Raw genomic sequence first — 23,229 nt, forward strand, 5'->3', positions numbered from 1 at the left:
GCAGCCAGTCTAGGAAGCAGGGGTGGGCGTTCGCTGGAGAACAGGGGTTGGTCCGAGTAGCAGGCAGTTCGCCCATGTCGTCGGCCCTGTCCGGGCTAGGTCGATCCCGGCTTGGCCGTCCAACAGCCCCGGTGTTGGGGCTGCGGTGGTGGCGGGCGGCAGGGGGGTGAGGCTTCGCAGTTCGGGGAGGAGAGCGTGTTCGGCGATCCTGTTCAGGATCAGCTGGAGCCCGGTGCGGCCGTGGCATAGGCCCGGCTCGGTGAGGAGTCCCGTCTGTTTAAGGTCGGCGGCGGCGAGCAGAGCATGTTCGGCCTGGATCTGTCGGTCCCGGTCGCCGAGGGCTCGTCCGGCCAGATGGTGGGCCCAGGCGATACCGGGCGCCCCGTAGCACCAGGAGGGGCGCCCACGTTGGGGGCGGTCAGCGGTGGCTGGGAAGGGGGTGGTGACCCATTCCGGCCACCAGGACCGGTCAGGGTTCTGGTTCCAGGTGTCGAGCCAGTCAAGGATGCGCCTCATGGCCTGCGACTGGTCGGGGGTGGTGATCCCGGCCAGGTGTGTGGTGGCCAGCAGAGCAAGCGGACCGGTGATGCCGTGTGCGAGGCCGAGGTTGCCGTGCCCATTGGGGTGGGCTGGGTCCGGGTGGTCGGTGGGGGCGTTCAGCGTCCACCATCCCGGGGCCGGGCCGTGCTCGGTGTCCATCGGCTGGGTGAGCCGCACTAGGTAGGCCAGCACCTCGGGGAGGAGCCGGTGATCAGGGCAGACGGTGAGCAAGTACGTGCCCAGCCCGGTCAGGCCGCTGATCAGGTCGAACTCGCGCAGTTCCGGCAGGTTCCCGGTGTGCATGCGGACTTCGGTGTTGTTCAGGCGGCGTTCGATGAGGGAGACGGTGGCCTCGTGCACGGTGTCCAACGCTGAGGCGTAGGCCGGGTGGTCGGCGACGTGCAAGGCGAAGGCCACCGCCGGTGCTCCCTCGTAGAGCCCGGCCCGATCCCCGGCGGGTACGGCAGCGGCGACCATGATCTTCGCCCAGTCGTGGGCCTGTTCCCAGGAACCCCGACCGGTGTGGGCGCGGGCAGCGTGCGCGAGCAGGATGCCGGGGGCGCCTCGGCCCAGAGAGAACGCGTCCGCTCTCGGTTCGCTGGGTGCGTTCATGGTGCTTTCTTCCGGTCGCGGAGGGACAGGGCGACGGCGCGGGCCACCTTGAGAGCGGCGCGTTCGGTGGCGCGTTCGGCCCCGAACCAACGGTTGTGGTGCATGTGGACCAGGGACGAGAGCACATGGTCGGCGTCAAGGTGTTCGGGGAGCTGTTCGCGGTAGCCGCGGAGGGCCTGAGCGAGCTCCTTTCTGGCCGCTGCTGACGTCTCCCCCAAGGAATTCTCTGCGGGGCGGGTAATGAGGGCGAGGGCTTCAGTGGTGGTGGCGCGGGTCGTGGGGTCGGCCTGGCCATGGACAGGGTTGTCGATGAACCAGTCGCGTGCCTGCGTCTGGGTGCCCCAGAACGCGGTGGCGATGTGGAACGCTCCGGCGGCCCCGACCGCGACCGGGTCGATGCCGCTGAGGTTGGAGAGCTGGTCGGTGACCAGGCGGGTGTCGGCCACGAACACCTTCTCGGCGGCCTCCAGCGCAGGTCCGGTGCCGTAGCGTCCTGATTCGGGGCGGTAAGTGTCCAACGTCAGGTGACGACACAACCGGAAACTTCGTAGTTCTTCGGTCCACGCGCCGAGCTGAGTGGCGCAGCTGCCGTAGTCCTCCGGGTTGGTGACGGCGATGCGTAGGCGCAAGTGGTCGTGTTCGGAGCTGTCCCAGTACCGGATGAACCACACCTGCCGGTCACCCAGGCGGGAGATGAGCTGGGGCAGGTGCTGGGTGAGGAGTTCGCGTTGACGGTCGCGGGCACCGAAGATCTTGGCGCTCAACCAGTGGGCATCGGAAGATGCGGGTAGTTGATCGCGCTGGGAGGTGACCTCGACACCTGGTTTGGGCGCGGGCTTGAGGGCCTGGGTGGAGAGCAAGGTGGTCACGACTTCGTGGGGGCGCCCCTGACACCACCCATCCCCTGAGGGGGCGGGCACCTGGTGCAGCAGGGCGACCTCCTCCTGATCCAGATGGAAGCGCAGGATCGCCCGGTGAACCGCTACGGTCCGGTCCAGGACCAGGGTCTGATCACCGTGGCGCAACTCCACTATCTGCGGGAGAGCCCAGGTGTGTGCCCACTCCTTGAGGGCCTGGTCCCACTGCTCGGTTCCCACGCTGGGAGAGGCCAAGTCCGCCGAGGTGAGTCGCCAGCGCGCGGTGTGCAGGATCGCCCGACCCCGTCGAACCTGGGGCAGGTAGGGCAGATGCTTAGCAGCCCCCCAGTCCAGTTCCAAGAACGGGGTGAGGGTGCCGCGAGCGACGTTGACGAGGAACTGAGCCAGGATCGGCGGCTGCTTCTCCAACGCCAGAGCATGGAAGGCGGCGGGCTCGACCACCTGGTTCCTCCAGAGGAGGTAGAGACGCCCCCAGTCGGCAGTGACCGCCAGCTCCTCCAGCGGGATAACGGTGCCCGTCCCAGGGTGCTCCCCGATGACGATGGTGTGCTCGGTGAACCGATCGACGCGGCCGACATTCTGGGCATGGGCGTAGGCCGGTGTCGAGGCCACCTGGACCGGCAGGGCCCCTTCGACCGACGTGGGCAGGTTGGCGAACACCCGTCCCCGCGAAGAGTCCGGGGCGGTGAAACGGCCGGTGAACACCCCGGCGTGGTAGGCGGGGGTGACGGTGAGTGCGTAGGTGCCGTGGTCCAGATCCCGGAGGGTGGGTGCGTGGATGCGGGCCTTCATCTCCACGTGTGGAGGAACCCGTGGGGTCAGGTCTGCGCTGAGCCGGGCCAGGACCGTGTCGTCGAGCACGATCTCCTCAGAGCTGGTCTGGAGCGCTTCCTGGACCAGGGTCATCAGGTGGGTGTCGCGGTCGGTGACGGCGACGGGCTCCGCCTTGGGCATGGTCGAGCCCGGGTAGTCGCGCGGCAACCCCAGCCCGGTGTCGGGGTGGACCAGTTCCGTCAGCGGAACCCGGGCGCCGGTGCCGTATCGGTCCAGGAACGCCGCGTGGTACTGCTCCCACTGGGGGAACACGGTGCGCGGGGACAGGCGCAGCAGGGTGGAGGCGGCCTCGGCCATGTCCTCGGCGATGCTGCTGGGCAGGTCCACGTCGACGTCCAGGTGCAGGTCTACGCTCACCGGGGTGCGACCGCGCGGGGACAGGACCCGCATTCGCTCATGCAGAGCCTCGCGGTTCTGGTGGGCCGGGGGCGCGCTGTTGTGGTTGTCCAGGTCTTGGAGCACCCGATCCAGTTCTGTGACCAGGGGCGCGGTCTGATCGGTGACACCGTGGGTGTGTACCTGGTCCACGATGTATCGCAGCGGGTCGGTGACGGTGCTCGGAGCTCGAAGGCTGGTGATCAGCACTCCCAACCGCACGAGCGCGGCCACCATCGGCCGAACGACCACAACCTGGGCCCCGAACGTGCACGCCAGGTGATCGACCAGGTCGCAGAAGCGCACCGGTGTTTTGGCCTGGTCCAGGACCTCACGCACGGGAGCCGATGAGTCCAGGGTCACGGTGTTCAGTCGGTGGGTGAACTGGAGACGGGATCCCCGTTTCAGCAACAGGTTCGTCGCTACCACCGGCAACCGGTCCAGGAGATCGGGGTCGCTCTCCAACTGGTGGACGATGTCCTCCAACCAGTCGCTGTCGATGCGCGCGTGAGCGTGATGCTCTCCGCCCCAGCGCAGAGCCGTCGCGTCGGTGAAACGGGCCGGGGCCACCCCGGCGAACAACCCGAAGGGGGTAGGTCGGTGGCTGCGCAGCATGTAGCGGGTGATGGACACCGCCGCCTTGCGCACCTCTGGGGCAGGACGCTTCCCCGCAACAATGTCTGTCACTCGCTGAGACAACCCCGGGGTGGCGTGAGAAACCGCCTGCACAAAAGAGCGTTTCCCCCATACTTCGGCCAGCCAAGAACGGGACTCGTCCTCGTTGTTCAGATCAGGCCACCAGGAAATCGTTGGTGCATGGGCCGCAGCTCGAAATAGTCCTTCGCGTGTCGCTTGATAGAGGTCTCGCATGCCCTTCTCTCCTGAACGAGGGGCTGCCCGCCGGTGCGGGCAGCCCCAAGGTCCTGTGTGCTAGCTACCGCTGGTGCAGGCGCTCGGGCAGGTGCTGGAGCAGCCGTTGCTGGTGTCGCAGGAGTTGTAGCAGGGGGTGGGGTTGACCGTGGTGACCTCGGCGTTGAGGGTGAAGGCTTCGGTGGTGGCAGCGGCCACGGCCGGGGGCTGGTGGCGCTGGTTGATCGTGTTCTGCATGGGTGTCCTTTTCGAGCGAATGGATTGACGATGTCCTGAGGTGCCCGCTTGGGGTGATCGTGAGCGGGATCTCGGCTACTTCTCGGCGCACCTCGGGCAGAGCTTTCCGGGCGTGTCAGTGCCACATTCGTTGCACGGCTGTTTCATCTTCTTCGGCATATTATTCACCCCCTCTCTAAATGGCGTTCGATCATTGTGTGAGTTCTCCCAGCTCCGACAAACGGGCCGTGGCCTGGTCCACCACTGGGTGTCCGGGGTGCAGCGGCCGCACGGCTTGCTGGAGGTGAGAGATCTCGGACGCCCGCTCCTGTCGGACACGGGCGAGCTTGGCGAGTTCGAGGTGCAGGGAAGCTTCCTGCACATGTGAATCAGTCACCTGGGTGGACGCGAGCCCTTGCAGGGCGAGCACTTCCACGACCGGGAGCAGCGCCGAGTCGTCCTGGTCGAGCAGGAGGCCGATCATGCCCTGCGCGCTGCGGGTGGCCTGGTAGATGTCTGGGGTGTCCAGCTTCAGAAGGAGGCTCCGGCATGAGGAAGCGAACGCTTTCTGCGCTTCCTCACGTCGCCCCTGCCGCGCGTAGATCTCTCCCAGGCGGCGGAGTTGGAAGGCCGCTCCCCTCGGGTTTCCGATCTCTTCGTGCAGGCGCAGGGAGGTGAGTTGTGCTTCCTCTGCCTCGTCCAGTCGCCCCAAATGGCCGAGGAGCGAGCCAATGGACTCGTATGCCGACGCCACCCCCTGCAAGAACGCAGCCCGCTTGTAGACCGTCTTCGCTTCTTCGTTGAGGTCGAGGGCGGCCTGCCAGTCCGGGTGCAGAGTGGTGCTCAGCCGCTGGAGCATCAACCCCAACGCCCGCCCGTCGTCGGTGGCTCGGGCGGACTCCACCCCCCACTCGTACAGCTCCCGTGCGACGACCGGCTTACGCCGCACCACGTAGGTGCCAAGGTGGTCCACGATCATCCACACTTCGGGGCGGCCGAGCCGGTGGAGCATGCGGGCAGACGCGATGAGGTTGTCGATTTCGCCGTCCATCCATGCCAGGGCCTGGTTCTGGCTCGCGAACCACGGCCCGCGCGACTGCGCTTCGCGAGCCAACTGCGCACCTTCGTTGTCGGCCCGCCACCTCCAGGGGTTGAGCACCAGGTCGACAGCGGCGGACCTGACCCGGTAGAACTCTGCGATCTGGTCCACCATGCGGGTGCGGAGTTCAGACGTGAGCTGGTGCATCAGCGGTGCACGCACCTGGTCATGGACGGCGTATCGGCCCTGCCCGAGGTCGAGAAGGAGCGCGGCATCGACCAGTTCCCGCAGGATGTGGTGGGCGTCGTCGGTGGTGGTGCCCAGGAAGGAGGCTGCCATGTCAGTGGGGACGCTCGGGCCGGGGAACCCGGCCACCAGGGCGGCTGCGGACGCGGCCTGTTCCGGAAACTCGGAGAGGATTTGGGTGATGCGGTCAGGCACGAGGGACTCCTGTTCGGTTTCGGCGAGCGGGGTGTGCAGGTTCCGCGCGAGTACGGCGGCGGTGAGCGTGGCGGCCAACGGCATCCCACCGGTCGAGGTGACCGCGTGTTGGAGCAGAGGCGCGGGTACGGGCCGGTCGATCAGGAGGGCGATCAGTTCGCCCACGGTGCTGTCAGACAGAGCGGCAAGGCGCACGAACCGCCCTCCGGCGGCGACAAGGTTGTTGAGCCCACGGTGGGCCGTGGCGATCCCGGCGCATTCGGCACCGGCTGGAAACAGGCCGAGTGCGGCGTTGGGTGTGCAGTTCTCGATGACCACGAGCAACCGGCTGTCTGCGGTGGTGGTTCGCCACAACGCGGTGAGCTGATCCGGGTCCTCGGGCAGGTGGGCGTGCCCCAAGGCAGCCAGCCAGCCCCTGAGCGCGCTGTCCGGTGAGCTTCGAGCCAGGTCTGTGTACAGGGCCCCGTCGGGCCACCGGCCTCGGTGGTGGTGTCCCCAGTCGGTGATCAGCGCTGTCTTCCCAACCCCGGGTGGACCTTCAATACCTACTCGCATGGGGCCATAACGGGTGGCCCACGCCTTGTCGAGGAAGGCACGCGCTTGTACGCGGTCCAGGAACAGACGTGGGGCGGGAAGCTGGCAGGGGATCAAAGGCGGAACCGCAGGAGCGGTGTGGATGTGGACAGCGCCCCCGCGAACGTCCCGCAGCTGCACCACGGCCCCGGCGAGCCCGGTGATTTGGTTGGTCTGATTCACGCGGCCCCCTGGTGGCGCCAACGGGCGAAGTCGGCCAGCGGGGTGGAGTGTTGGCGGGTGGACCATCCCAGGAACGCGGTGGTCGCGGTGGCCAGGTCGGGGTCAGTGATCTTCAGGGCTCCGTTGCGTGAACCGACCCGGGTGTAGCGCCGTAGGTAGACAGCGGTGGGTGTGACTTCGAGGTCGGGCAGCATCCGCTGGTGCTCCAGCAGCGTCACCTTCCAGGAGGGGAGCACGTGCACCGTGCCTCCGGCCGCGGTCACGTGCTGGTAGCGGGCCAGGCCGTACTCCCCGAAAGCCCCCAGGGGTTGAGCGGGCATCCACAGGGTGCGGCGGATCAGCCCGCGGGCGCGGTGTTCCTTGATTTCCTTGGCCCACTGGGGGCGTTGCTCGAACAACAGGTTCTGGGCGTGGTGGGTGTGGCCTCGGTACCAGTGCTGCCAGCTCGCCCAGTCCGGTGGTGCGTGGTCGCGGCGGGCCAGGGTCCACCAGGTCCCCGAGCGGGACCGGTCGAGCTCTGAGGCCAGTTCGGTTTCGGTGACCGGCTCACCGTCAGCGGCGGTAAGCAGGTCGAACAAGGTCAGGGTCGGGTGCTGTTTGCGGCAGTAGTCCAGGAGCGACGCGGCCTGGTAGGAGAAGGTGCGTACCCCTGCCCGGCGGGCGATGAGTTTTCCTTCGTCCACCAGGCGGGCGAGGGTGGGCTGGGTGTGCCCGGTCAGGGTGCGGGCATCAGCGGTGGACACATACCGGCCGGGGTCGGTGAGGAGGCGGGTGCGTTGTTCGTAGATGTAGGTGGCGGGCGGCATAGGTGAGGCCTTCAAGGTTGGAGGGGTCAGGTCAGGGAGGAAGCCCAGGCGCCCATCAGGGTGAGGCTGGTGGCGGCGGTGGTGTGGGCGATGAGGATGGGGGTCAGCCTGCGGGTGTGCAGGTACAGGGCGGCGATGAAGGCTCCGCCCACTGCCGAGGCCAGGAGTGCGCTCCAGTGGGGGTCGGCGATGGCGATCCGGCTGGTCATGGAGACGAGCACGAAGGTCTGCCCGCCCCACTTCAGGGCGGTGGCCACGGCGGCTAGGACACCGAGCAGCACGAGTTCACTGGCCACGGCGGTGGCGGTCTGGGTGAACAGCACCACCGGCAACCATCCGCCAGCGGGGGTGGGGGTGGGGTTCATCAGCCAGGTGAAGGCGTAGACGGTCAGGTACACCGACAGGGCCACACCTGCGGTGATGGCGGTGTCCAGGGCGTGTTCGGTGCGCACCAGACGACGCTCGGAGCGGGCCCAGCGGGGAGCGATCCCGTACCCGTCCCGCACGCCCACGCCGGTGCGGCGGGCCACCCACCAGGAGAGCAGGACCAACGTCAGGACCACGCTCGTCCAGGGTCCCACCCACACCAGAGCGGAGGCAAGGCTGGTGGATCGGGCCAGGACGGTGGGGGTGGTCAGGGTCAGGGCGGACAGGGTGGTGACCATGGCGAAGTAGAGGCCGAAGGTCTGCCAGCCCGTGAGTGGAGGGCGCTGGATCGGTGCGGACAACATCAACGTGCTTTCTGGTGTTGGGGCCCGGGGCCTGCGGGGGCAGGGTCAGGCCCCGGGCATGGTGGACCACCGGAAACCCCTGTCAGGGGAGACCCGCCCGGTGAGGGGGCGGTGGGGTGCGTCGGCGGGCCACCGGCTCAAAAGGGATGAGGGCTAGTTGGGGCCCTGGTGGTCGGTGAGCGGAACCGTCTGGGCCCAGAGCCGCTCCCACTCCTTGTGCCAGGTGGCGATGTTCCCGGGAGCGGCGAAGTACAGGTCGGCGGCCTCGATCCAGGCCCGACCGGCCCGCAGGGTGAACCCGGTGGGGTCGGTGACCACCGGCCCGGCCGGGCGGATACGGATCTGGATGTGGTCGAGCTGGTCCAGCTCGACCAGGTGGGCGTACTGGTCGGCCATGAGCGGGGTGGTGGTGTTCAGGATTTCGGGGCCCAGGATGAAGCGGTGGCGCAGGTGGGTGCGGGTGCGCATCTGCTCACCGCGCTGGAGCCGGAGCCTGACCTGTTCGGTGTGGGCGTACTCCACGTGGGGCAGGAGTTCGGCCAGTGCGTGGGCGTGGTCGGGGGTCTGGAGGAAGCCGGGCAGGCCGTGGGGCATGTACTGCCAGGTGGGGTGGTCGGCTTCCTGGGCCAGGATGCCTGCCTGACCGTCATGGTGGAGGAGTTCGGGAGCGAGCACGGTGGTGGTCATGGTGGTGCCTTTCATCGCGAAACGTTGCAGCGGGTGTGCGGGCAGGGGCCCGCATGAGTGTGGTGAGCAGCCCCGAAGAGCCGGGCTTGGCGGGCACGGGTCAGGTGCGCTGGTCTAGCTGGTCCAGGTAGGTGTGGACTTCGTCCAGGCAGTAGAAGAGCTCAGCGGGCCCTTGGAGCGGGACGAGCATGTAGATCGCTCCCAAGAGCCGCCTCTGGCGGGTCAGGAGGAATCCGCGCCCGGTGGTCGCGGCTTTCCACCGCAGGTCCACGTAGCGTTGTCGTCGCGTGGTGATCCGCCCACGCAGGTCGATGCGGCGACTCATCGGGGCCCTGGCCTGCCGGTGAGGTGGTCCAGGATCCCGAGGTCTTGGGCGTGCACCGGGCGGGAGGCGTCTCCGAGGAAGGCCAGACGGCGCAGACTCTTCCCCGAGGGCGGCATGGCCCATTCGGTGGGGGTGCGGGCGGGGTACTCGACCAGCCACCACAGCTCGTCGGGGCGGTGCTGGTGCAACCTCAGCGCGACCGCGCGTTGGGGGTGGTGGCCGATGGGCTGGCCCTGTTCCCAGTGGCGGTCCTGGTAGAGGCGGGCATCGATCGACCACTCTCCAACCCGGACGTGAGGGGTGTAGCCGGTATCGAGCAGGGTGCTTTCCATGGCGGCCATCACAGCGTGGGCGCGGGGCGTGGGCCGGGGCATGGCCTGGACCAAGGGCACCATCGAGAACAGCAGGCCGCTCACCGGGGCACCTCCGCCCAGACGCCGGTGCCGATCTTCAACGGCCCCCACGCGCGGGTCAGAGCGTCCACGAGGGCGAGGCCGCGGCCGTGCTGGGCACTCAACTGTGGCGTGCGGCGGGTGGGGGTGCGTCCCTGCCGGGGGCCCGCATCGCGCACGGTGACGCGGATGTGGTCGACGTGCAGCGCCAGACGGAGAGTGAACTGGCCACCGGTTCGTCCGCTGTGGGTGTGGTCGATCGCGTTCGTGGCCAGCTCGGTGACCACCAAGGCGAACTGCTCGGGGACGTCGATGCCCCACTGGGTGAGGGTCTGGAGGGCCCATCGGCGGGCCTCGCTGACCTGTTCGGGCAGGCCCGGGAAGCTGTGGCGGGCTTGCTGTTCGGGCCTGGTGTGTGTGGGTTTGGGGGCGATACTCCTCATGCGTTCTCACCTCGGTTGCGCCGGGGTGGGGCCTCACCCCGGGCGTTCGCCCTCTCGTGTTCGGACACCGGGGTTTTTTCGTGTCGTTCGCCGCTGAATGCTTTCTGAGCGTCCAGGGCATCCCTACTCGAGCTGGGAAACCCGGGTATTCCGAAACTCTTGGGGCCTCTGTCGCTGACGGCGATACGAATCAGGGAAGCGTCCAGGAACGCGACCCGCACGGTGACGAGCCTGCCCGGATCTCCCGAAGCGCTGTGATTGATCGCATTGGCCAGCAGCTCGCTGACAACCAGTTCCAGGCAGGATGCCTCATGCCGGGGAAGGCCGGTCAACAGGCGGATCCATCGTCGCGCACTGGAAACACAAAGGTCTAAGGGCGAACTGAACACCGAGGCGCGACGGCGCCCAGCGTGCCCAGTCAGCTTTCCCGAGGAGTCCCCGAGGACACGAGGCGCGAGCGGGGGCACCACCCCCAGGGGGACCTCATAGGTCTTCGTGGCTTGCAACTGATCCACCGCCTGGACTTCGATTTCCGCCTGTAGTTCGAGGTCTCATCGTGAAACAGGGAATGACCCAGGTAAAGACGCCTGTCAAAAGACGGTCATAGAGCCGACCAGATCGGAATCCATGGGAAAAGTTCGACAGGGTCCGGAACCCTGGGGCATGATAGGGAAATGCCCCCTAGTGAAAACGACAAACCAGACAAAAAGGTATTAATAACGTACGGTGCGGAAGTGCGGCGCCTCAGGAAGGACTCAGGGCTCACTCAGACGACCCTGGCCAAGCGCGTCAAATCCTCCAAGACGGGTATCTCTGACGTCGAGCGAGGCAAGGTCGCCCCGTCGCCTCAGCTACGCTCCGACCTTGACAAGGAACTGGCCCCTGGGAAGCTGACTCACCTGTGGAAGGAGCTCACCGGAAGCGGGGGAGGCGAAGTCTGGAAGTTCGAGATCGCCGGAATGATCGACTCGGCGGCAGCCGTCTACGAATACGAGATCATGGTCTTCCCGGCCTACCTCCAGACGCGCGAATACGCTGCGGCCCTGATCAAGAACGCGGCACCCTGGCTCAAAGCCTCAGAGGTAGAAGAAGAGGCTGACAAGCGAGCACGGAGAGCCGAGAAGATCGCGGTGGCCGAGACGCCCCGAATCTGGGCGGTCCTGGACGAGTCCATCCTGACGCGGCGCTACGGTTCACCGGCCATCATCCGGGATCAGCTCGCGTACGTAGTGGAACTGGCTGAGCGCGGTCGGATCAGTGTCCAGTTGGTTCCCGGTGCGGAACCGAGACACCCAGGAAATTCTGGAGCCTTTAAGCTGATTACCACGGATTACGTCCCAGAGGTCCTGGTCGCAGAGTCCATACGTGAGGGTCAGGTGATCACCAACGCCATGGAGGTTTCCAACTACCGGATGGCCTTCACCGCGCTACAGGGCGTAGCGAACAGCCCGGAGCAGTCCCTCACTCAACTCCGGGACGAAGTTAAGAGGTTGGAGCAATGAAGAAGTCACCGGTGTCACGTACGGGCTGGCACAAGAGCAGCTACAGCAACGGCGGAACGAACTGCGTGGAGGCCCGGGAGCACCCGTCTGGCTCAGACGTCCGAGACTCGCAGAACCCTGGCTTGGGCCACCTGTCGTTCGACTCCCAGGAGTGGGCCCTCTTCCTTGGAGGTGTCAAGAACCCGCTCTCCAAGTAGACGATCGGGAATCAACGGGCACGACGCTGGCACCATCGAGCTGAGCAAGCGCTTTGGCGAGGGCGCACGAACTGCTGTTGACTGGGTGCCTTCGCGCCCTGCTGATCATGGTACGCCTCGGGGCCTTCGGGCGCCGGGGCGTTTTTCGTATCCGAGGGTGATGAGGTATGTCATCCAGGTTTTGGTCGTAGTACACGAACCCAGGGTGCGTCCTTACCAACGTGCTGTTCGTCCAGGTCTCAGGCAGCTTCCAGGAGAAGGACGATGGCCTGTTCGACGCCACCGCTTACTGACGGTTCCATGCTTGGATCGCAATGGGCTTGTCGACCAGCATCCGCATTATCACCGCGCCCTACCGGGCTGCTCCCGCACCCCGACCGGATTCCAGCCGACCTGCGGCAACAGGGGTGAGAAGGCAGGAACCCCCCCCACTGGCTAGGCCAAGGATGCCTCTGAGTCAACTTGCTGACAGCTACGGGTTGCCGCTGAATTGGACTCCTGTCATAGGAGGAGCGTGTGCTGGGGGTGCAAGTCTCCGTCTCTCTGGCCTGCTCGGAATCATCTGAGTTCTCGGTTGCTCCAAGAACCTTCCAAAGCATGTTTATGGAATCTGAGATGCGAAGATTGTTCGGGTGTTGGAAAATCTCTTCAGGAGTTTTTAAGTGAACCCTGAATCGGATGCTCACGGTGACTCATGAGTCCACTGCGAAAGCAGCTGAGTCGCCCCGTGAGTCCAACGTATGTGCAGGTAGTAGCTTTGAGTCCACTCCTGGGTGCGTGACTCACACGCCTCGACCCCGGCACTCCTGGCGCAGAATACTTTACCTTCCCTTGGGGTCGTTGAGTCGCTTCTGAGTCTGTTCTGAGTCTTGTTTGAGCGTGCTGTGAGTCCATTCTGAGCAACCCCTGAGTCTGCGGTGCCTTTAAGTGGTCCGTATCGGATCCCGGTGGTACTTCCAGGGGGAACACATGCACCTTTCGCTGCTTGGCCAGATCGAATCCCACTTCGTTCAGATCGCACCCACACACCTGACCCTGCAGGGCGCCCACGTGCACCCGTGGTTGGAGGAGCGCACCTACTCGCTCCTTGAGCTGCGCAAGGTCCTGCTGGACCGCGCGACGCCGAACCAGGTGCGCGACGTGCTGTGGCGGCACGCCATGCGTGCGGCCCGCCGCTCGCAGGAGTGGATGGTCGGCGCTCTGGGGCTGGCGATGCCTCTGCTGCGCGGATGTGTGGGCCGCGCCTGCCGGGGCCTGGGCCCCGACGGTGCCCAGTTCGTCGAGGCGGAGCTGGTGGCGTTCACGATCCGGCAGATCCGGACCGCCACCTTGGACCACGGCGCGTTGGGCTACTACCTGCTGTGCCGGGTGCGCCGCGCCGCTCTGGGCGAGCGCAAGCGCGCCCTGGCCGCCGCCGCACAGCGGGAGTGGGGGACGGCCGAAGCCACCGACCTCGAGGACGAGGCCGAGGCCACCCGTTCCTGTGAGTCGGCCCTTCAATCGGCTGTGCGGGCCGGGACCATGACCGCTGCTGAGGCAGAGCTGATCGCCCGCACCCGCCTGGAGAAGGTCTCGCTGGTGGCGCTGTCCACCGAAACCGAGGTGGGCTACAAGACGCTGGCCAAGCGCCGCCAGCGGACCGAGACCCGACTGGCCGCCGCGCTGAGCGCGGCACCCGGCCGCGCCCCGAGTCCTTCTTCCCTTGCGGTGAGTGCGCCGGTTTCGCCTGGTGACAGGCACCGCGCCAACGAAGCCGCTCGGCCGGAGGCGTCGACGACACGGTGGCCGTTGGCTTCTTAGCTTTACCGGATGACGCGGTGAGCCTGCAGCAGTGCACCCATCCGGTGCTGGGTGCCTACGACCTCACCCATTTGGACGTGTTCCAGGCCGCGGTGCGCCCGCTCGTGGGGGCCAAGGAACTCGCGGCGGTCACGGTGCGGACCCGCCCTCTCCCGAAGGGCATCAAGGGCCGGGCCAGTCAAGTGCGTCGGGTCGCGCGTGCGCACGGGCCCGACGCCCAGACAAAACCGGAAGAGCGACGGGCAAGTTAAAGGGGACTGATAGTGAGCACTGAAACGGATTCGATCGACATTCTGCTGAGTCTGGTTCCCAAGATCACTCCCCGGGACCGGAAGGTCCTGAACGATCTGTACGACCACCAGGTGTTGACCACCCACCACCTGCACCAGCTGCACTTCGCAGGGCGGGCCGTGCGAACGGTCAACCAGCGGTTGCGTCAGCTGCGCTCCTATGAGCTGATCGCTCCGTTCCGCCCCTACGCGCACGCGGGTACGAGCCCCAACCACTGGGTGGTGGACCGGCTCGGCGTGCAGTGGTTGGCCGCCCAACGGAACACAGCACTGGCGGAGTTGGACTACCAGGCCGACCATCGGATGCGGGTCGCTCTGGACTACCAGTTGGGGCACGTGCTCGGGCTGGCCGACACCTTCGTGGCCTTCACCCTGGCCGCCCGCCGCACCCGCTCGGCGTCGTTGGAGTGCTGGTACTCCGAACGTGAGAGCGCACGCCGCTGGGGACGCCACATCCGCCCCGACGCCTACCTGCAATGGGACCAGGACCAGGCGGAGCTGCACGCCTTCGTGGAGTACGACACCGGCACCGAACCCTTGACGAAGGTGGCGCGCAAGATGAAGGGGTACACGAACCTGGCCACGGAGAGCGGACTGGCCTCGATCGTGCTGTTCGCGGTCCACTCCGACCAGCGCGCCGAGCATCTGATGGACAAGCTCGCCCAAGCGCCCTCAGCACAGTTGCGGATGGTGGGGGCCTACGTGAGCACCCACGAGCAGTTGCACAAGCGCGGCCCCGAACGGGCGGTGTGGCGGGTGCCAGGGGAGCCGAGCGGGCAGCGGTTGAGCCTGGTCGACATCGCTCGCCGTCACCCACGCAAGGAGCAGGGCCAGGACGAGGGCGAGTGATGCGCCATGTCTTCGCCGTTGCGGGGATCCTCTTCCTGATTCCGGTGCTGTTCATCGGCGTGTTGGGTGGTATGGGTCAGCACGTGGTGGGGGTGTCGGGAGAGGTGGAGGGGATCCCCGTGTCGGCCCTGGAAGTCTGCGTCCAGGCTGCCGCTCGATTGGAGGAGGAGTTCGCGGGCTGTACGGGCATGGAGTGGCCAGTGCTGGCTGGGGCCGGCAAAGTCGAGTCTAACCACGTGGCCAGAAAGGAGGCTTGTAACGAGATCACCGCCCAAGCCGCTGCGCAGGTTCCCCAGGGTGGCTCAGGCGTGAGAAACCAGGCAAGGGCGGGCGGCAACGGAGTGGGCGCTGGCCCAGGTCGGGAGCCCCTGCATCTGGGAGGCACTGGCCCGCACGGGTACAACTGCTCAGGGCTGACTATGCAGGCCTGGAAAGCAGCCGGGGTGAGTCTGCCGCGGGTGACCACCGACCAGGTCAACACCGGAACACGCATTGGTTTGGACGAGCTGCAGTCGGGGGAACTGCTGTTCTACGACACCGGGGCACCGGGAGGTAGCCCCTCACACGTGACCATGTACGTGGGCGGCGGGCAGATGGTCAACTCACCGCGTACCGGGCAGAGCATCCGGGTCGAACCCGTGGACGGCCCCTACTACCCGACCGTGTTCGTGGCGGCGGTGCGGCCGGGCTGAGCGGCCACCACCCGCCCCACACCGCAACAGGGCGGCCCCAGCCCGGGGAACCCCCGGGTCGGAGCCGCCCAGCGGGCCGTGGGGCGGCTGTGGGGCCGTGCGGGGCGTGATTCCCGCGCGGCCCCATTTCCCGTGTTTTCGCTGGTCCATGACTTCTACGCAATGCGGGGTTGAAAATACTCGCTTGCATAGGGAAACATCGCACCCACGTCGTTCCATCCGGGTGAACATGATTCCTATTTGTCCGAATTCTTTCGCGTGCTCAAAAGAAAGGGCTCCTTTGTGATGCCCGCACACACTCTCCGCCTGCCCCCGCTGACCTCGACCGAGCGGTCCCGAAGAGCCAGCTAGAGGCACCTGTCCGCTGGCATCGAGTGGGTGAGGAAGCGCAGCCTCGGCGAGGGCGTACGACCTCGCCGGGGCCATTGACACCCACCCCGTCCCGAACAGCGGAACACGCGCCTCGAGAAAAAGAAGAACAAAAGAAAAAGTGCCTCGGACGGTGCTGGAACACCGCCCGAGGCGTGATCCCCCACCTGAATGCACCAGGAGGAAGACCATGGACCATGGTAGGGGCCGCCACCGCAGGCGTCGACGCGGCTGGGCCAGCCGCGTGCGCTGGACGGTCGGGGCCGTACTCGAAGCCGTTCTCGGCGTGCAGAAGCCGCCACCCCCGTTGCGCCCGCGACCGGTGAAGAAGACGCCTCCCTCGCGAGCGGTCGCGGCGGCACCTGCCCCGGTGCTGCCTGCGGAGCCCGAGTGGGTGAGCCGCTATGACCAAGCCCGTCGCGAGCACGCGGACCGGGCCAGGCAGCTCTACGCACCCCGGGTAACGCCGACGCAGTTGCCGAGGTTCGGCTGGTGCAAGGACGATGCGGGTGGGCGTGCGGTGCGCCCGTACCTGGTCGCGCACGAGCAACGAGCACGCGGCCACCGCCAGCCTGAACGCCCGGCGCCGCAGCGGCACCGGCATAGTCCGCCACCTTCGAACTCCCCTGCGCGGGTGAACAAGGTCCAGCAGCCGGGCGAGTGGGACGACTTGGCGGTGCTGGTCCGTCAGTGGCACGCCCAGCAGCAGCCGGTCGCCTGAGGTCGAAGACGAGTAGCAGGGCCGTACCCGCACCGGGGCGGCCCTGCTTTCGTTTGATCGTCTTGGTGTTTGTGCAGGTAGAGAGTTCGACACCGAGGTCGGGTGGTTCTCTTCACAGTTTTGGTGACGGAGAGTGCCCGAATTCCTCTTGTGAAGTGACTCTGCGTGTGTATAGTGTCACCCTTCGAAAGCGCGGCGTGGGTTCACGTCAGAGAAGAAATCGGAGGTGTGCTATGCGCAGGGTGGTGTGTGCTGTGCTCGTGGTGGCGCTGGCGGGGTGCGCCGCACCGGAAGAAGAGCCCGAGCAGACCGAGGCGAGCACGCCCCTGGCCGCCCCGTCCAACCCCGGGCCTTCCCCACAGGAGGAAGCGGTGGAGGCCTATCGAAGTATGTGGGGTGTGGTGGTCGAAGGCTCGCACGAGGGTTCGGTCGCGCACCCGGACCTGGAAAAATACGCCTCGGGGCAGGCCCTCGAGTTGGTGACGGCCATGCTCCAGGGCATTGAGGCCACCGGTGAACCTGTACTGACTCCCCATGCGGTCATCGTTGAGTCTGGGGCCGACTCCACCGAGGTGAGTATCGAGGATTGCATCGACAGCTCGCAATGGCTTGTCGGTGATGGCAGTGAAGGCAGTTCCCAGGGGGAGAGGAAGCGCCCTGTCGAGGCCATCGTCCTTGATCAGGGGGATGGCTGGCGAGTCGATGACCTCTGGCTGGGGGAGTACGGCTCATGCTGAGGTCGGCCTATGCCCAGGCTGGCAAGGCGTTCGGCTCGGCTTGGCTGTGCTTGAGTCTGACGTGGCCTGCTGCTCCGGTGGCAGCGGACACGCAGGACTTCCTCGCCACGACCGATTGCGCTGATGGCTCGTGTCGTGTTCAGGCGTGGGCTCCCGGAACCCCGCAGGGCTCCGCACCTTCGGCGACTGGCGCGAGCCCCGGGAGTGGCCAGAGCCCGAGAGGGAGAGCAGAAGCGGTGTGTGTGCTCCCGGATGTGGAGTTCAGCCAATCTGGGCAGGAGGGACCGGCCCCGATGCCTTCCGGGCTGGCGCGGTGTTCGGCTTCGGCCTCCTCGGCTTCGCAACGCGCAGACGCCCAGGTCGCGGTTGACCCGGCTGTGTTGGCCGAGCAGGCGCGTGCGTCGATGACCCTGCCGTTGCCGGAGATCGGGACGGCACCTCCGCTGGGTAAGCCGCGGTTCGTGAACATGCCCTCCTGGATGTGGATCGACGCCGATGGGTGGGAGCCGGTCTCGGCGACGGCCTCGGTGGGCGCGGGTTCGGTGACGGTGGTCGCTACCCCGGAGCGGGTGGTGTGGGAGACCGGGGACGGCCACCAGGTGGTATGCGAGAGCGCCGGGACGGTGTTCTCGCCTGCGGTGTTTCGGGAGGAGGGGTCGCCGGATTGCGGCCACACCTACACCTCTCTTCCTCCCGGAGGTGCGGGGGCGGAGGTGGATCTGGTCGCGGTGTGGGAGTGGTCGGTGTCCTGGTCCACCAGCACCGGAGGCGGCGGCGAGCTGGAGGACATGTTCACGTCGGCAACCGAAGCGGTGCCGGTGAGTGAGATCCACTCGGTCATCACCCACACAGGCTGAGCGCGGCCTACGACGGCGAGGAGAGGGTGGAGCTGAGTTTTCACGATGATGGGAACTTTGGAGAATAGTTTTTGGGTTTCTTGTTCAGCGACTCGTCACCACGCTGTCCCGCTGGTAAATGATCGACGAAGACAAACCCATTACCTTGCTCGCTGGTGTTTCCGCGGGTTGCCGCGCGCCCTCCGCCTGCGCTCGCAGGCCCGCGTTGAGGGGCGGGTGAGAGCCAGTGAATCAGTACTCCAACGACCCCTCCACCGATCACTCCAACGACCCCTCCACGCCTGTGGACCCCCCTGAAACTCTCGTTTTAGCAGGTCATGGCCGGTTTTAGGGGTGTGGCTCAAAACCAGACTTATACCCAGTGGGTAGTCACCTTCACGTAGGGGGCGGCGGCCCCGTTGGTGACCCCTTGCCCGCTCGCCTCAGGTACCGCCTTCTTGTCCCTCCCGGCCCGCCCGTCCGCTCCGAAGGCGACATCCTCTTCAAGGAGAACGGACGGTACGTACTCCAAGAAGGTCTGTTTGACGTCGACGTGTGGCATGCGAGCGAGCTTCGGCAACGTGTGAACCTTGCAGAGAAAGACCGGGAAGCGCTCCTGCGTGAGTTGGTGAACGTCTGGGAGAAGCCGCTCCTGTCCGATTGCGGTGAGGAGTGGTTTGAACCTCACCGAAAGCACTTCACCGACCAGCTCGTCGAGGTGCTGACCCTGTTGGCCAAAGAAACCGAGTCAGCGGAATCGCGCGTTTCCTATTTGAAAAAAGCCATGGAACTGGACCGTTTCAACGAATCCATCTACCAGGACACGATGTGCGTCTATGGTGGAATGGGTCGCCCCGACGCGGTCCGGCGCACCTACCGGGCGCTGGAAACAGCCCTCGGTGAGCTGAAAAAGAAACCCAGCCCGGTGAGCAAGCAACTCCTGGACGGGCTCACCCGCCCCGAGGCCCAGCCGCAAGGGTAGGCCAGAGGCGGAAAACAGGGGGCTCCTGTGACTACGCCTGTGACTATGCCTGTGACTACGCCCGTCCCCCTGCCTGTGACTACGCCTGTGACTACGCCAGCGCCCCCAGTGGCCCCATCACGCCGAAAACCGGCATCATTGCAGGTCAAAGCCCTTTTGAGTGTGACTCACGGATCCAGACTTATACCCAGTGGGTAGTCAACTTCACGTAGGGGGCGGCGGCCCCTCCCTCCTCGGCGGCGGGTCGGCCTACCGGCCGACCCGCCCCTTCTCTCTTCTTCCTCCCTCTCCCTTCCTTTCTCTCCCCTTCCAAAAACCCAAAAAACAACCCCATAAATAAAACTCATACCATTGCCTTGGGTTGTGGTGATCGCCCAGAATTGTGTCGCTCATGCGTTTCATGATCACCCAAAAATGCGCCAGGCATGCTCGCGGCCGGCCCCACGCGCGCGTAGGCGCGCATGCGCGGTTACTCCTCTAGGAAACCCGCGCCGAAAAAAGATCTGAGAAAACCGGCGACACGAGTTGACAGCCCGCCCCGGGCCAAGTTGCTATGGGGTTGTTCCCGAAACGGCGGCACCGTTTCGGGGCGGTGGGGAAACTGTCTCGCGACACGAGTTGACAAACACGTGTCACCCAAGATCATCTTGGGTTCCGCCCCGAAGCGCACACCGTTCCGGGGGTAGGTGGAAAAGGTTTCGCGGCGGAGTTGACAAACGCTAGTCACCCAAGCGAACCTCGGACCGCCAAACAGAAACACCCGGCCATTTAAAAGGAGTTTCGTTAATGCGCACCTTGCGCGCAATCGGAATCATCGGCAGGCGGGTTCTCGCCCGTTCGGTGCGACCCGCACCGAACCGGCCGACCCCGGCCTGGATCACGAGCCAGCTGCGGGCACGACGCCTGGCGGAGGCCACCGGCGACTACGAGGCGGCCATCGCCCGGGAGCTGGCCGTGCGGGGCGAGGCGGCGCGTCTGTACCGCACACAGGGCCCGAGCGAGGATGCCCGATACGCGGCGCTAGTACACCTGCGCGCCGAGGCGGCGCGCACGGCCGCCGGAAACACGCTGTTCGAGCTGCACGCTCACCACAGCGTTCCCGCGTAGAGCGGGCCGGTCCGCAGGAGGCAACCTGCGAACCGGCCCACCACACAACCCCGCGCCCACCGACTTCAGGTGTGGAGCCGTAGCGGCTGGGCGCGGGCCCAACACAACAACCATGAGGAGTGTGCTGTGAGCACGAGTATGCCGCACAAGCGGCGTCCGATCGAAGTGAACGCTGACCAGGTGGCCTACCTGCGCCGCGCCGAGCCCGGGAGCCTGCTGGTGTGGATCGAGGCCAGCAACGAGGTCCAGGTCTACGCACCCACCGGACGGTTCGGTGAGCACCGAATGATCATCGCCGCCCAGGGAGCCCTGGACGGTCTCACGGAGGCCTGCGAGGAGAACGGCAGGCCCACCCATGACGGGGAACTGGCCAAGGACCTGACCGATATCGCCAACGACTGGCTGAGCGGCTGGTCCCAGGTTCGGGTTCTGACCGCCATGCTCACCCCGATCCGGCTGCGCCTGGACCGGATGGGCATCTACCCGGCCGACAGCGTCCACCTGGAGGGGCGGGGCCCCGGCCCGGACCAGCCCCGGGTCACCGAAACCTACGCCCGACCCGGTGGGAACGGGGCGGTGAGGGTCACGGTGCCCCTGGGCTACACGGAGCCGGTACGGATCCGGGCCCACGGGGTGAACGGACCGGTGAGCGAGCACATCATGCTCTTCGACTACCTGGGCATGAGGCCCGAACAGATCGAGGCCAAGATCGCCGCCACGGTCGCCGCTCACCTGGCCCTCTACCAGGACTGAGCAGGCCACCTCTTCCCGGGGCCGCCCCGCATACGGGGCGGGGCGGCCCCACCATCCCGAACCACCTTCTTGCGCCGAGCGCTCAGCTTCGGCGTGCCATGAAAGGACCCGGTTGTGACAGCGCACTGGCCGCAGCACACCATCACCGTGCCCATGCTCACCCACCTGCACGAGGGCGGGCCCGGCACCCTGATCACCGCCCAGGGCGGCATGGCCCCCTACCGGGTACAGCGCCCCGGCGAGGTGGACCTGAACACCCCCTGGCTGATCATCGCCTACGGACACGGCGACCTGCGCCTGGACCTGATCGAACACGACGACTGGGACCGGGTGGCCGCTAGGGCCACCCGCACCGCCGCCAAAGCGCATCACCGGCTGTTCTTCCAGCCCCCGCCCCCCTTGGCGCGGGCAGTACGCCGTGACCTGACCCGGCACGGCCTGGTCCTGGACCACCGCCCCGAGGCCAGCCGCACCGAAGACGACGGCTACCGGTGGGACGACCACCTCACCTGGGCTGACAACCCCCGGCTCACCTTCACGATGACCTACATCCAGCGCCACCGCGACAGCCTCCTGATCAACCTGGCCATGTACGACCGGGATCGCTACGTGACCAGCTGGCCCGAACGAATCACCACCACCAGCGGCGTCCCGTTCTGCGTACGCGAGGCCCCCGACCGGGCCCGCCGACGCCTGGAGCTGTACCCCTAACCCGCACCACCCCGGGGCCGCCCCGAAAGGGCGGGGCGGCCCCCACCACCCACACACGTATCCGCGCGCCGAGCGCTGTGTCCAGCGCGCCCACCGAAAGGCACCCACTGTGACCGCACACGCACCGCGCCTGCTCGAGGCCCTGGAGACCTACTTCGAGTACGCCGAGGTCACCTCGCACCTGTTGCGCGCCCTCTACGACCTCGGACCTCGCGGCATGATCATCGCCAACTTCCGCTCCCGCCAGTTCGAGACCACCTTCACCCTCGACCACACCGACGAGCTGGTCCTGCCCGTATACGGCTACGGCGACCTCACCCACGACCTGGGCCACCTCCGGAATCACTTCGGCACCTGGGACGACCTCGTCTCAGCGGTCGATTCCACCGCCTACGACTGCCTGGCCGAGCGCATCGAGCACCGCGCCGCCACCCCGTACGCGGTGATCCGGATGCGCGAGCGCCTGGAAGAGCTCGGCTTCTCCATGACCACCGCCCCCTCCTACCACCGCCGCTACCTGTTTCCGGGCCACTATCAGGGCCCCTCGGTACGGGAAGTGAGGGAGACCTACATCGATCGCGCTTACCCGCAGGTGCGCGTGATGCTCAAGCACCCCCTGCCCGAGAAGGGTCAGCGACCCGGTCTCTCCCTGATCAAGATCAGCGACCACGACCGCCACGTGAAGGGCTGGCCCAAGACCGTGCCCCACCAGTTCGTGGCCAACGCCCAGGCGCACCTGATCCGGGACCGGGCCGACGCCCACCTGGACCGCACCCGAGCCTGACCGCCCGCACCACCGGGGCCGCCCCGTCAGAGGCGGGGCGGCCCCACCACCACACGAGGAGTGATCTGACATGCCCGCGAACACCACCGCACCCGCGCGCGAGCTCATCCTGGCCGCGCTCGCCCAGGCCACGAAGTCGTTGACCGTCACCGAGCTGGCCGAGGAGGCCGGGGTCGGCAAGTCCACCGCCTCCAAGTACCTGCCCGGCCTGGAGAAGGAGGGGCTGGCGGTGCGCACCCCGGGCGGGCGCGACGGGCGGCGTCGCCTGCCCGACCACTGGCAGGCCGCCCCGACCACCCCGACCGAACCGGCCCCGGCCACCGCAGAGACCACCTCGGGCTCGGCCAAGGACCTGGAGGAGGCCGTGCCCGCGCCGCCCGCGACCGGGGAAGCGGCCGAAGACCAGCACCCACAGGACACCGCCCCGGCCCCGGTCAGCAAGGGCGAAACGGCTTCGCCCACCTCGAGGAGCATGCCCGCACCGGGGCACACCCACCAGGCCCAGCGCCCGGACACCGAACCGGCCTCGACCTCCACTGAGGCCGCTCACGCCCCGGCACCACGACGGGCCGCACCCGCACCTCGCACCAAAGCCACCTCGGGGCGGGAACCGGTGCACACGGGCGCGGGTGAGGAGGGGGTCAACCCGGTGAGCGGGTCGCAGCGGCTGGCACCGGGCGAGCTCAAGCTCATGGTCTGGGCCCTGCTCAAGAACTCCCCCGAGGAGGAGTTCACCGCGACCGAGCTCAGCCACCTGCTGCAGGGCCGCTCCATCGGAGCCATCCAGAACAACCTCGCCAAGCTGTCCCGGGAGGGTAAGGCCGAGCTGGCCTGCGACAAACCGCGCCGGTACCGGTTCGCCTCCCCGACCGCCTGACCACACCCGACCCCCGGGGGTGTGCGCGAAACACAGCGCACACCCCCACCTTCTCAATACCCTAGGGGAGTATTTCC

Annotated in this window: 27 protein-coding genes; 15 read left to right on the forward strand and 12 right to left on the reverse strand. The window is 66.9% G+C overall.

The window, feature by feature from the left end; all coding sequences use genetic code 11:
• Window positions 1-9 precede the first annotated feature (9 nt).
• The 11 genes from NE857_RS03335 to NE857_RS03385 form a co-directional block, all read right to left on the reverse strand.
• Window positions 10-1,152 (reverse strand): lanthionine synthetase C family protein, encoded by a 1,143-nt coding sequence (locus NE857_RS03335; RefSeq protein WP_254419736.1) that lies wholly within the window; start codon window positions 1,150-1,152, stop codon window positions 10-12.
• On the reverse strand, window positions 1,149-4,109 hold the full coding sequence (locus NE857_RS03340) for a lantibiotic dehydratase (protein WP_301184299.1): 2,961 nt from the start codon (window positions 4,107-4,109) through the stop codon (window positions 1,149-1,151). Before NE857_RS03340 ends, NE857_RS03335 begins: the two co-directional genes overlap by 4 nt.
• A 60-nt stretch (window positions 4,110-4,169) precedes the next feature.
• A complete protein-coding gene (locus tag NE857_RS03345; RefSeq protein ID WP_254419738.1) occupies window positions 4,170-4,346 on the reverse strand; it encodes an FxLD family lanthipeptide in 177 nt (58 codons plus the stop codon).
• 190 nt (window positions 4,347-4,536) lie between these two features.
• A complete protein-coding gene (locus NE857_RS03350; protein ID WP_254419739.1) occupies window positions 4,537-6,204 on the reverse strand; it encodes a tetratricopeptide repeat protein in 1,668 nt (555 codons plus the stop codon).
• Between the two features lie 353 nt (window positions 6,205-6,557).
• On the reverse strand, window positions 6,558-7,367 hold the full coding sequence (locus NE857_RS03355; RefSeq protein ID WP_254419740.1) for a DUF6879 family protein: 810 nt from the start codon (window positions 7,365-7,367) through the stop codon (window positions 6,558-6,560).
• A 26-nt stretch (window positions 7,368-7,393) separates the two neighbouring features.
• Window positions 7,394-8,098, reverse strand: a complete 705-nt coding sequence (locus tag NE857_RS03360) for a hypothetical protein (RefSeq protein WP_254419741.1) — start codon at window positions 8,096-8,098, stop codon at window positions 7,394-7,396.
• A gap of 153 nt (window positions 8,099-8,251) precedes the next feature.
• Window positions 8,252-8,800: a Scr1 family TA system antitoxin-like transcriptional regulator gene (locus NE857_RS03365; protein ID WP_254419742.1), complete on the reverse strand. Its 549-nt coding sequence runs from the start codon at window positions 8,798-8,800 to the stop codon at window positions 8,252-8,254.
• Window positions 8,801-8,885: 85 nt separating this feature from the next.
• Window positions 8,886-9,110, reverse strand: coding sequence for a hypothetical protein (locus NE857_RS03370; RefSeq protein ID WP_254419743.1), 225 nt, complete (start codon window positions 9,108-9,110; stop codon window positions 8,886-8,888).
• Window positions 9,107-9,526: a hypothetical protein gene (locus NE857_RS03375; protein ID WP_254419744.1), complete on the reverse strand. Its 420-nt coding sequence runs from the start codon at window positions 9,524-9,526 to the stop codon at window positions 9,107-9,109. The genes NE857_RS03370 and NE857_RS03375 overlap by 4 nt, the downstream gene beginning before the upstream one ends.
• Window positions 9,523-9,945 carry an ATP-binding protein gene (locus NE857_RS03380; RefSeq protein ID WP_254419745.1) on the reverse strand — a complete coding sequence of 141 codons (423 nt, stop codon included), beginning with the start codon at window positions 9,943-9,945 and terminating at the stop codon, window positions 9,523-9,525. The genes NE857_RS03375 and NE857_RS03380 overlap by 4 nt, the downstream gene beginning before the upstream one ends.
• On the reverse strand, window positions 9,942-10,460 hold the full coding sequence (locus NE857_RS03385; RefSeq protein ID WP_363319934.1) for an ATP-binding protein: 519 nt from the start codon (window positions 10,458-10,460) through the stop codon (window positions 9,942-9,944). Before NE857_RS03385 ends, NE857_RS03380 begins: the two co-directional genes overlap by 4 nt.
• 159 nt (window positions 10,461-10,619) lie before the next feature.
• Here NE857_RS03385 and NE857_RS03390 point away from each other — a divergent pair, with 159 nt between their 5' ends.
• From NE857_RS03390 to NE857_RS03430, 9 genes are all read left to right on the forward strand, one after another.
• The gene (locus NE857_RS03390; RefSeq protein WP_254419747.1) at window positions 10,620-11,447 is read left to right on the forward strand and encodes a helix-turn-helix domain-containing protein; all 828 of its coding nucleotides are present in this window, start codon (window positions 10,620-10,622) and stop codon (window positions 11,445-11,447) included.
• Window positions 11,444-11,644 (forward strand): DUF397 domain-containing protein, encoded by a 201-nt coding sequence (locus NE857_RS03395; protein WP_254419748.1) that lies wholly within the window; start codon window positions 11,444-11,446, stop codon window positions 11,642-11,644. Before NE857_RS03390 ends, NE857_RS03395 begins: the two co-directional genes overlap by 4 nt.
• Window positions 11,645-12,613: 969 nt before the next feature.
• Complete coding sequence (locus NE857_RS03400) at window positions 12,614-13,444, forward strand: sigma-70 family RNA polymerase sigma factor (protein ID WP_254419749.1); 831 nt, start codon at window positions 12,614-12,616, stop codon at window positions 13,442-13,444.
• A 17-nt stretch (window positions 13,445-13,461) separates the two neighbouring features.
• Window positions 13,462-13,695 carry a hypothetical protein gene (locus tag NE857_RS03405; RefSeq protein WP_254419750.1) on the forward strand — a complete coding sequence of 78 codons (234 nt, stop codon included), beginning with the start codon at window positions 13,462-13,464 and terminating at the stop codon, window positions 13,693-13,695.
• Between the two features lie 12 nt (window positions 13,696-13,707).
• Window positions 13,708-14,583 (forward strand): replication-relaxation family protein, encoded by an 876-nt coding sequence (locus tag NE857_RS03410; RefSeq protein ID WP_254419751.1) that lies wholly within the window; start codon window positions 13,708-13,710, stop codon window positions 14,581-14,583.
• Window positions 14,584-15,002: 419 nt separating this feature from the next.
• On the forward strand, window positions 15,003-15,275 hold the full coding sequence (locus NE857_RS03415; protein WP_254419752.1) for a C40 family peptidase: 273 nt from the start codon (window positions 15,003-15,005) through the stop codon (window positions 15,273-15,275).
• 559 nt (window positions 15,276-15,834) lie between these two features.
• The gene (locus NE857_RS03420; RefSeq protein WP_254419753.1) at window positions 15,835-16,365 is read left to right on the forward strand and encodes a hypothetical protein; all 531 of its coding nucleotides are present in this window, start codon (window positions 15,835-15,837) and stop codon (window positions 16,363-16,365) included.
• Window positions 16,366-16,598: 233 nt separating this feature from the next.
• A complete protein-coding gene (locus NE857_RS03425) occupies window positions 16,599-17,102 on the forward strand; it encodes a hypothetical protein (RefSeq protein ID WP_254419754.1) in 504 nt (167 codons plus the stop codon).
• Between the two features lie 404 nt (window positions 17,103-17,506).
• Window positions 17,507-17,959 (forward strand): hypothetical protein, encoded by a 453-nt coding sequence (locus NE857_RS03430; RefSeq protein WP_254419755.1) that lies wholly within the window; start codon window positions 17,507-17,509, stop codon window positions 17,957-17,959.
• Window positions 17,960-18,311: 352 nt separating this feature from the next.
• On the opposite strand, the gene NE857_RS03435 is transcribed toward NE857_RS03430, so the two are convergent.
• Complete coding sequence (locus NE857_RS03435) at window positions 18,312-18,500, reverse strand: hypothetical protein (RefSeq protein ID WP_254419756.1); 189 nt, start codon at window positions 18,498-18,500, stop codon at window positions 18,312-18,314.
• 21 nt (window positions 18,501-18,521) lie between these two features.
• Here NE857_RS03435 and NE857_RS03440 point away from each other — a divergent pair, with 21 nt between their 5' ends.
• The 6 genes from NE857_RS03440 (at window position 18,522) to NE857_RS03465 (ending at window position 23,152) form a co-directional block, all read left to right on the forward strand.
• A complete protein-coding gene (locus NE857_RS03440) occupies window positions 18,522-18,920 on the forward strand; it encodes a bacterial transcriptional activator domain-containing protein (protein ID WP_254419757.1) in 399 nt (132 codons plus the stop codon).
• A gap of 795 nt (window positions 18,921-19,715) precedes the next feature.
• Window positions 19,716-20,027 (forward strand): hypothetical protein, encoded by a 312-nt coding sequence (locus NE857_RS03445; RefSeq protein ID WP_254419758.1) that lies wholly within the window; start codon window positions 19,716-19,718, stop codon window positions 20,025-20,027.
• A 126-nt stretch (window positions 20,028-20,153) separates the two neighbouring features.
• Window positions 20,154-20,780, forward strand: coding sequence for a hypothetical protein (locus tag NE857_RS03450; protein WP_254419759.1), 627 nt, complete (start codon window positions 20,154-20,156; stop codon window positions 20,778-20,780).
• A gap of 114 nt (window positions 20,781-20,894) precedes the next feature.
• Window positions 20,895-21,491: a hypothetical protein gene (locus NE857_RS03455; protein ID WP_254419760.1), complete on the forward strand. Its 597-nt coding sequence runs from the start codon at window positions 20,895-20,897 to the stop codon at window positions 21,489-21,491.
• A gap of 109 nt (window positions 21,492-21,600) precedes the next feature.
• Complete coding sequence (locus NE857_RS03460) at window positions 21,601-22,275, forward strand: hypothetical protein (RefSeq protein ID WP_254419761.1); 675 nt, start codon at window positions 21,601-21,603, stop codon at window positions 22,273-22,275.
• Between the two features lie 70 nt (window positions 22,276-22,345).
• Entirely contained in the window at window positions 22,346-23,152 is an 807-nt protein-coding gene (locus NE857_RS03465) for a MarR family transcriptional regulator (protein WP_254419762.1), read from the forward strand.
• The last annotated feature ends 77 nt before the right edge of the window (window positions 23,153-23,229 follow it).

It is taken from the genome of Nocardiopsis exhalans (genome assembly GCF_024134545.1).
In the GTDB taxonomy this organism is placed as follows: Bacteria; Actinomycetota; Actinomycetes; order Streptosporangiales; family Streptosporangiaceae; genus Nocardiopsis; species Nocardiopsis exhalans.

Coding starts and splice junctions, on each gene's coding strand:
- NE857_RS03335 (WP_254419736.1), bottom strand. CDS start 1,152: ATGAACGCACCCAGCGAACCGAGAGCGGACGCGTTCTCTCTGGGCCGA.
- NE857_RS03340 (WP_301184299.1), bottom strand. CDS start 4,109: ATGCGAGACCTCTATCAAGCGACACGCGAAGGACTATTTCGAGCTGCG.
- NE857_RS03345 (WP_254419738.1), bottom strand. CDS start 4,346: ATGCAGAACACGATCAACCAGCGCCACCAGCCCCCGGCCGTGGCCGCT.
- NE857_RS03355 (WP_254419740.1), bottom strand. CDS start 7,367: ATGCCGCCCGCCACCTACATCTACGAACAACGCACCCGCCTCCTCACC.
- NE857_RS03360 (WP_254419741.1), bottom strand. CDS start 8,098: ATGTTGTCCGCACCGATCCAGCGCCCTCCACTCACGGGCTGGCAGACC.
- NE857_RS03365 (WP_254419742.1), bottom strand. CDS start 8,800: ATGAAAGGCACCACCATGACCACCACCGTGCTCGCTCCCGAACTCCTC.
- NE857_RS03370 (WP_254419743.1), bottom strand. CDS start 9,110: ATGAGTCGCCGCATCGACCTGCGTGGGCGGATCACCACGCGACGACAA.
- NE857_RS03380 (WP_254419745.1), bottom strand. CDS start 9,945: ATGAGGAGTATCGCCCCCAAACCCACACACACCAGGCCCGAACAGCAA.
- NE857_RS03390 (WP_254419747.1), top strand. CDS start 10,620: ATGCCCCCTAGTGAAAACGACAAACCAGACAAAAAGGTATTAATAACG.
- NE857_RS03395 (WP_254419748.1), top strand. CDS start 11,444: ATGAAGAAGTCACCGGTGTCACGTACGGGCTGGCACAAGAGCAGCTAC.
- NE857_RS03400 (WP_254419749.1), top strand. CDS start 12,614: ATGCACCTTTCGCTGCTTGGCCAGATCGAATCCCACTTCGTTCAGATC.
- NE857_RS03415 (WP_254419752.1), top strand. CDS start 15,003: ATGCAGGCCTGGAAAGCAGCCGGGGTGAGTCTGCCGCGGGTGACCACC.
- NE857_RS03420 (WP_254419753.1), top strand. CDS start 15,835: ATGGACCATGGTAGGGGCCGCCACCGCAGGCGTCGACGCGGCTGGGCC.
- NE857_RS03425 (WP_254419754.1), top strand. CDS start 16,599: ATGCGCAGGGTGGTGTGTGCTGTGCTCGTGGTGGCGCTGGCGGGGTGC.
- NE857_RS03430 (WP_254419755.1), top strand. CDS start 17,507: ATGACCCTGCCGTTGCCGGAGATCGGGACGGCACCTCCGCTGGGTAAG.
- NE857_RS03435 (WP_254419756.1), bottom strand. CDS start 18,500: ATGCCACACGTCGACGTCAAACAGACCTTCTTGGAGTACGTACCGTCC.
- NE857_RS03465 (WP_254419762.1), top strand. CDS start 22,346: ATGCCCGCGAACACCACCGCACCCGCGCGCGAGCTCATCCTGGCCGCG.